Origin of the sequence: Actinomadura sp. 6K520 (genome assembly GCF_004349245.1) — a bacterium.
In the GTDB taxonomy this organism is placed as follows: domain Bacteria; phylum Actinomycetota; class Actinomycetes; order Streptosporangiales; family Streptosporangiaceae; genus Spirillospora.
The window spans coordinates 144,004-150,467 of record NZ_SMLC01000001.1; the positions used below are offsets into that span (position 1 = coordinate 144,004).

5 protein-coding genes are annotated in these 6,464 nt (G+C 71.8%); 4 read left to right on the top strand and 1 reads right to left on the bottom strand.

Annotated features, from left to right (window positions below):
- Window positions 1-97: 97 nt before the first annotated feature.
- Window positions 98-1,705 (bottom strand): malate synthase A, encoded by a 1,608-nt coding sequence (gene aceB / locus E1289_RS00700; RefSeq protein WP_131974099.1) that lies wholly within the window; start codon window positions 1,703-1,705, stop codon window positions 98-100.
- Window positions 1,706-2,011: 306 nt separating this feature from the next.
- Between aceB and hflX the strand changes: the two genes are divergently transcribed.
- From hflX to E1289_RS00720, 4 genes are all read left to right on the top strand, one after another.
- A complete protein-coding gene (gene hflX, locus E1289_RS00705; protein ID WP_243712518.1) occupies window positions 2,012-3,388 on the top strand; it encodes a GTPase HflX in 1,377 nt (458 codons plus the stop codon).
- Window positions 3,389-3,846: 458 nt separating this feature from the next.
- Window positions 3,847-5,061, top strand: a complete 1,215-nt coding sequence (gene hutI / locus E1289_RS00710; RefSeq protein WP_131974101.1) for an imidazolonepropionase — start codon at window positions 3,847-3,849, stop codon at window positions 5,059-5,061.
- 21 nt (window positions 5,062-5,082) lie between these two features.
- A complete protein-coding gene (locus E1289_RS00715) occupies window positions 5,083-5,928 on the top strand; it encodes a DegV family protein (protein ID WP_131974102.1) in 846 nt (281 codons plus the stop codon).
- Between the two features lie 84 nt (window positions 5,929-6,012).
- A partial coding sequence (locus tag E1289_RS00720; RefSeq protein ID WP_207928704.1) for an SLBB domain-containing protein occupies window positions 6,013-6,464 on the top strand: 452 nt, incomplete at its 3' end.

Sequence of the window (6,464 nt, forward strand, 5' to 3'; positions counted from 1 at the left end):
CCCGCCGCACGGCGAGCCGTTTCACGAGACGCGGAGCGGATCGGGAAACGGTTCGCCGTGCGCAACGGGGGTTCCAGGGGGTCGCCCCCCTGGGAGACTAAGGAAACTGCTGGTAGGCGGGAATCGTCAGGAACTCGGAGTATTCGTCGGCGAGGGTGACCTCCTTGAAGAGGGTCACGGCCTGGTTGTAGCGGGGCTCGTTGTAGGCGTCGCCGAGCTCGTCGCGGATCTTGCCGAGTTCCTCGTCGAGGAGCTGCTCGACCCACTCCTTGGTGATCTTCCGGCCGTCGGCGGTGGAGACGCCGTTGTAGATCCACTGCCACACCTGCGAGCGGGAGATCTCGGCGGTCGCGGCGTCCTCCATCAGGTTGTGGATGGCCACGGCGCCGGCGCCGTCCAGCCAGGTGGCGAGGTAGCGCAGCGCGACGTCGATGTTGTTGCGCAGCCCGCTCTCGGTGATCTCACCGGGGGTCGCCTTGATGTTGAGCAGGTCGGCGGCGGAAACGTCGACGTCCTCGCGGAGCCGGTCGAGCTGGTTCGGCCTGTCGCCGAGGACGCCGTCGAAGACCTCCCGGCAGATGGGGACGAGGTCGGGGTGGGCGACCCAGGAGCCGTCGAAGCCGTCGCCGGACTCGCGGTTCTTGTCGGCCCGGACCTTCTCCAGGGCGACCTTGTTGACCTCCTCGTCGCGGCGGGACGGGATGAAGGCCGCCATGCCGCCGATCGCGTGCGCGCCGCGCTTGTGGCACGAGCGGACGAGCAGTTCGGTGTAGGCCCGCATGAACGGGGCGGTCATCGTGATGGCGTTGCGCTCGGGGAGGATGAAGTCCGCGCCCCGGTCCCGGAACTTCTTGATCACCGAGAAGAGGTAGTCCCAGCGGCCGGCGTTCAGCCCGGCGGAGTGGTCGCGCAGCTCGTAGAGGATCTCCTCCATCTCGAACGCGGCCGGGATCGTCTCGATCAGGACGGTCGCGCGGATGGTGCCGCGCGGGACGCCGAGGTGGTCCTGGGCGAGGTTGAACGCGTCGTTCCAGAGCCGGGCCTCGAGGTGGCTCTCCATCTTCGGCAGGTAGTAGTAGGGGCCCTTGCCCTTGTCGAGCTGGCGGCGGGCGCAGTGGAAGAAGTACAGCCCGAAGTCGAACAGGGAGCCGGACATGGGCTCGCCGTCGACGAGGAGGTGCTTCTCGTCCAGGTGCCAGCCGCGCGGCCGGACGACGATGGTCGCGAGTTCGCCGTCGTCCTTGAGCGCGTAGGACTTGCCGCTCTTGGCGTCGGTGAAGTCGATGGTGCGGTCGAGGGCGTCCCTGAGGTTGAGCTGGCCCTCGATCATGTTGTCCCACAGCGGCGTGTTGGCGTCCTCGAAGTCGGCCAGCCACACCTTGGCGCCCGAGTTGAGCGCGTTGATGGTCATCTTCCGGTCCGTCGGGCCGGTGATCTCGACCCGGCGGTCCTCGAGACCGGGTGCGGGCTCGGCGACGCGCCAGGAGCCGTCCTCCCGGATGCTCGCGGTCTCCGGCAGGAAGTCGAGCGTCCCGCCCGCGGTGAGCGCGCGCTGGCGGTCGGCCCGCGCGCCGAGGAGTTCCTTGCGCCGCGCGCCGAGCGCGCGCTGCAGGGCGGCGAGCAGGCCGAGCGCCTCGGGGGTCAGGATCTCCTCGTACCGCTCGCCGAGGGGCCCGGTGACCTCGATGCCTTCCAGTCCAGCCATCTGCCTGCCCTTTCGTATAGCGAAATTCCAGTTCTGTTATGTGGAGACGTTACTCGGCGGCGCCGAGCCCGGTCAAAGCGGGTTCGCCCGTCCGCACCACCTTTCTCGGCAGACCTCCCCGCGCGCGCTTGCGTCAACCCCGGGCGATAAGCACGTGACCACCGGGGACCGCCCGTGAGACGATCCACGGGAAGATACGGCCGCATGGCGGCGTTCTACCGAGGACATATGACTCAACCTTTTTCTGCAGACCAGGACCACGCCACGGACGAGTTCGAGCCCCAGGACCCGGCCGAGACCGACCCCATGACGGGGGAACTCGACCTTGAGGACCGGCGGGCACTGCGCCGCGTCGCGGGCCTCTCCACCGAGCTCACCGACATCACCGAGGTCGAGTACCGCGCCCTGCGGCTGGAACGGGTCGTCCTCGTGGGCGTCTGGACGGACGGAACGGCCGAGACGGCCGAGAACTCCCTCCGCGAACTGGCGCTCCTCGCCGAGACCGCCGGCTCGGAGGTGCTCGAAGGGCTCGTCCAGCGCCGTTCCCGCCCCGACCCGGCCACCTACATCGGCTCCGGCAAGGCCGCGGAGGTGCGCGACATCGTCATCGCCACCGGCGCCGACACCGTCATCTGCGACGGCGAGCTGGCTCCGAGCCAGCTGCGGCACCTGGAGGAGACCGTCCAGGTCAAGGTGATCGACCGGACCGCGCTGATCCTCGACATCTTCGCCCAGCACGCCAAGAGCCGCGAAGGCAAGGCGCAGGTCGAGCTCGCGCAGCTCGACTACCTGCTGCCGCGGCTGCGCGGCTGGGGCGGCAACCTGTCCCGGCAGGTCGGCGGGCGCGCCGCCGGCGGCATCGGGATCGGCGGCCGCGGCCCCGGGGAGACCAAGATCGAGCTGGACCGGCGGCGGATCCGCACCCGGATGGCCAAGCTGCGCCGGCAGCTCGCGGGCATGTCCACGGCGCGCGACACCAAGCGGGGCGAGCGCCGCCGCAACGCGGTGCCCGCCGTCGCCATCGCCGGCTACACCAACGCGGGCAAGTCGTCCCTGCTGAACCGGCTCACCGGCGCCGGGGTGCTGGTGGAGAACGCGCTGTTCGCCACCCTGGACCCGACCGTCCGGCGCGCCGAGACGCCCGGCGGCCGCGCCTACACCCTCGCCGACACCGTCGGTTTCGTCCGGCATCTGCCGCACCAGCTCGTCGAGGCGTTCCGCTCGACGCTGGAGGAGGTCACCGACGCCGGGCTGGTCCTGCACGTCGTGGACGGCTCCGACGCCGACCCCGAGGCGCAGCTCGACGCGGTCCGCGAGGTCCTGCGCGACATCGGCGCCGACGAGATCCCCGAGATCGTCGTCATCAACAAGGCCGACGCCGCCGACGACCTCACGATCGCCCGGCTGCAGCGCCGGGAGCCGCACAGCGTCGTCGTGTCGGCCCGCACCGGGTTCGGCATCGAGGCGCTGCGGGCCGCCATCGAGGCGGACCTGCCGGGACTGGAGACCGAACTCCGTGCCCTGGTGCCCTACGACCGCGGCGACCTCGTCGCGCAGGTGCACGAGCGCGGTGAGGTCCTCAAGCAGGAGCACCTGGCCGACGGCACCATGCTCCACGCCCGGGTCCCGGCCGACCTCGCCGGGGAACTGGCCGGGTTCGAGGCCGTCGCCCCGACCGTCTGACGATCCCGTCCGGTCCCCGGAGGGCCGGACGGGTTTTCGGGGTTTTCGGGCCGTTCGGGACGTGTTTCGGACGCGTCTGGAAGTCGCCGCCGGTCCCCGAACGGTGACAGCTTCCCCAATCGGCTTGACGGTCCGGTTGAAATCCGTACGGTCGTAGAGCTAGGGGCGGGGTGATGGCTGTCGATGCGCTGCGATCAGAGGTTGTCGGACGGGCCTTCAGTGCACTACCGTGACGAAACCGATATCTCCGGTCTCATTGCCATTGGTTGTCGCCCGGCCACCCGATTCACCCGTGGTGAATCGTCGGCATCCGGTCGGCGGTTCGGATCGAGAGCAGGTGGCCCATTCCATGGCAGGTCCGAACTCGCGAGCGAGAGCAGGTGCCCCGCGGCGCCGCGCCACGGCGTCCGGTACCGCGCTGAGACGCGCTCCACGGCCCTGGCCGGGTCGGTGACGCCATGACCGTACGGCTGTTGACGAACATCGGCAGGCTCTGGACGGGCACCGACGTCTGCAGCAACGCGGCGGTGCTCATCCACGACGACCGGATCGTCTGGGCCGGGCCCGCCTCCGACCTCCCGCAGCGCGTCCCGGGCATCATCGACGACATCGTCGACGTCGACCATGTCGAGAACCTGGGCGGCGGCCTGGTCACGCCAGGGCTCATCGACGCGCACTCCCACCCCGTCTACGCGGGCAACCGGTGGGCGGAACTCGCGATGCGCACCAGCGGGTCGTCCCACTCCGCCATCACCGCGGCGGGCGGCGGCGTCAACTCCACCGTGACCGTCACCCGGGGCACCGACCCCTGGACGCTCTGCAACGGCGTCCGCGAACGGCTCCGCCAGTGGATCCTCGCCGGGACGACCACCGTCGAGGCCAAGACCGGGTACCACCTCACCCGCGACGGCGAACTCGCCGACATCCGGATGCTGCGGTCGCTGGAGGGCGAACCGTCCATGCCGCGCATCCACGCCACGTTCCTCGCCGCGCACATCCTGCCGCCGGAGTTCTTCGGCCGCCGCCGCGACTACATCGAGGCCGTCCGGCTGTGGGCCGGCGACGCCGCCGTCGCCGGCGCCGACTCGATCGACGTCTACTGCGACGAGGGGCACTTCACCGCCGAAGAGGCCCGCGCCCTGCTGCTCACCGGCAAGCGAGCCGGCCTGAAGGCGCGCATGCACGCCTGCGCCAACGAGCGCATCGGCGCCGCCCAGGTCGCCGCCGAGGTCGGCTGCGCGTCCGCCGACCTGCTCACCCAGGCCAACGACGACGACATCAAGGCCCTCGCCCACGCCGGCGTCACCGCCACCGTCTGCCCCGGCAGCGCCCTCAACAGCAGCCGCGCCCCGGCGCCCGTCCGGCAGATGCTCGACCGCGGCGTCACCGTCGCCCTCGGCACCGACCACAACCCCGGCCAGTGCGGCATCACGTCCATGCCCCTCGTCATCGGGCTGTCGGTCGCCATGTTCGGCCTCAGCGTCACCGAGGCCCTCCGCGCCGCCACCCTCGGCGGCGCCGCCGCGCTCCGCGTCGGCGACCGCGGCTCACTGGCGCCCGGCATGCTCGCCGACATCGTGCTGTGGGACGCCGACCACGAGGGCGCCTTCGCCTGGGCGTTCGGGCTGCGCGCACTGCGGATCTGGCGCGGCGGCGTCCCCGTCCAGCCGTGACGTGCCGGTAATGTCCTCACCATGGGCAGCGAGGTCGCGGTCGTCACCGATTCCACGGCCTATCTTCCGCCGGGCCTCGCCGCACGGCACGGGCTGACCGTCGTCCCGCTGCAGATCTCCGTGGGCGGCGCCACGCGGGACGAGGACGACATCACCACCGCCGAGGCCGCCCAGGCGCTGCGGGAATGGCAGCCTGTCACCACGTCCCGCCCGGCCCCCGAACGTTTCGCGGACGTCTACCGCGCCGCCGCGGGCTCCGGCGCCCACGCGATCGTCTCCGTGCACCTCTCCGCCGCCCTGTCCGGGACGGCCGAGGCGGCCCGCCTCGCCGCCGACAACGCGCCCATACCGGTCACGGTCGTCGACAGCGGCACCATCGGGATGGGCCTTGGATTCGCCGCCCTCTCCGCCGCGGCCACCGCCCTCGCGGACGGGACCGCCGAGCAGGTCGCCGAAGCCGCCACCCGCCGGGCCGCCCTCACCCGCTCCCTCATCTACGTGGACACGCTCGAACACCTCCGCCGCGGCGGCCGCATCGGCGCCGCGGCCAACCTGCTCGGCTCGGCCCTGATGGTGAAGCCCCTCCTCGACATCAGGGAGGGGCGCCTCGCCCCGCTGGAGAAGGTCCGAACCTCGTCCCGCGCCCTCGCCCGCCTGGAGGAGCTCGCCGTCACCGAGGCCGGCGACCGCCGCGTCGACCTGGGCGTCCAGCACCTCGCCGCCGCCTCCCGCGCCGAGTCCCTCGCCGCCCGCCTCCGCGAACGCGTCCCGGACGTCGCGGACGTCTACGTCGGCGAGGTAGGACCCGTCATAGGCGCCCACGTCGGCCCCGGGATGCTGGGCGTGGTCGTGGCCCCCCAACTGTGACCCCGTAGCCGCCGGACGCCCCGGTTATCCACAATCGCCGATGCGCTCACGAGCACCGGCCGGCGCGACTTAACGTCAAGCGCCATGAAGCCCGACGCCCAGGACCGCCTGCAGTCCCTCATGGGCCGCCTGCGCCCGCCCGAGACGCCCCCGTCCGCCCGCTTACGCGCCACTCCCGAACGATCCAACGTCCGCGTCCTCGTCCTGATCGGTGTCGTCGCCGCCCTGGTGGCCGCGGGCTACCTGTGGCTCGCGCGCCCGCAGCCGTCCCCGGTTCCCGCCGCGAAAGCGACCCTCACCGACGCGCGGCCCACCGCGTCCGCGCTACCGGTCACGGCGTCGTCCTCGGTGGTGGTGCACGTCCTCGGCAAGGTGAAGCAGCCCGGAGTGATCACCCTTCCGTCCGGCTCCCGCGTCGCGGAGGCGATCAAAGCGGCCGGGGGAGTGCGCAAGGGCGCCGGCACGGGCCCCCTGAACCTGGCCCGCCCCTTGGTGGACGGCGAACAGATCCCCGTCGGCGTGCCCCACCCCACACC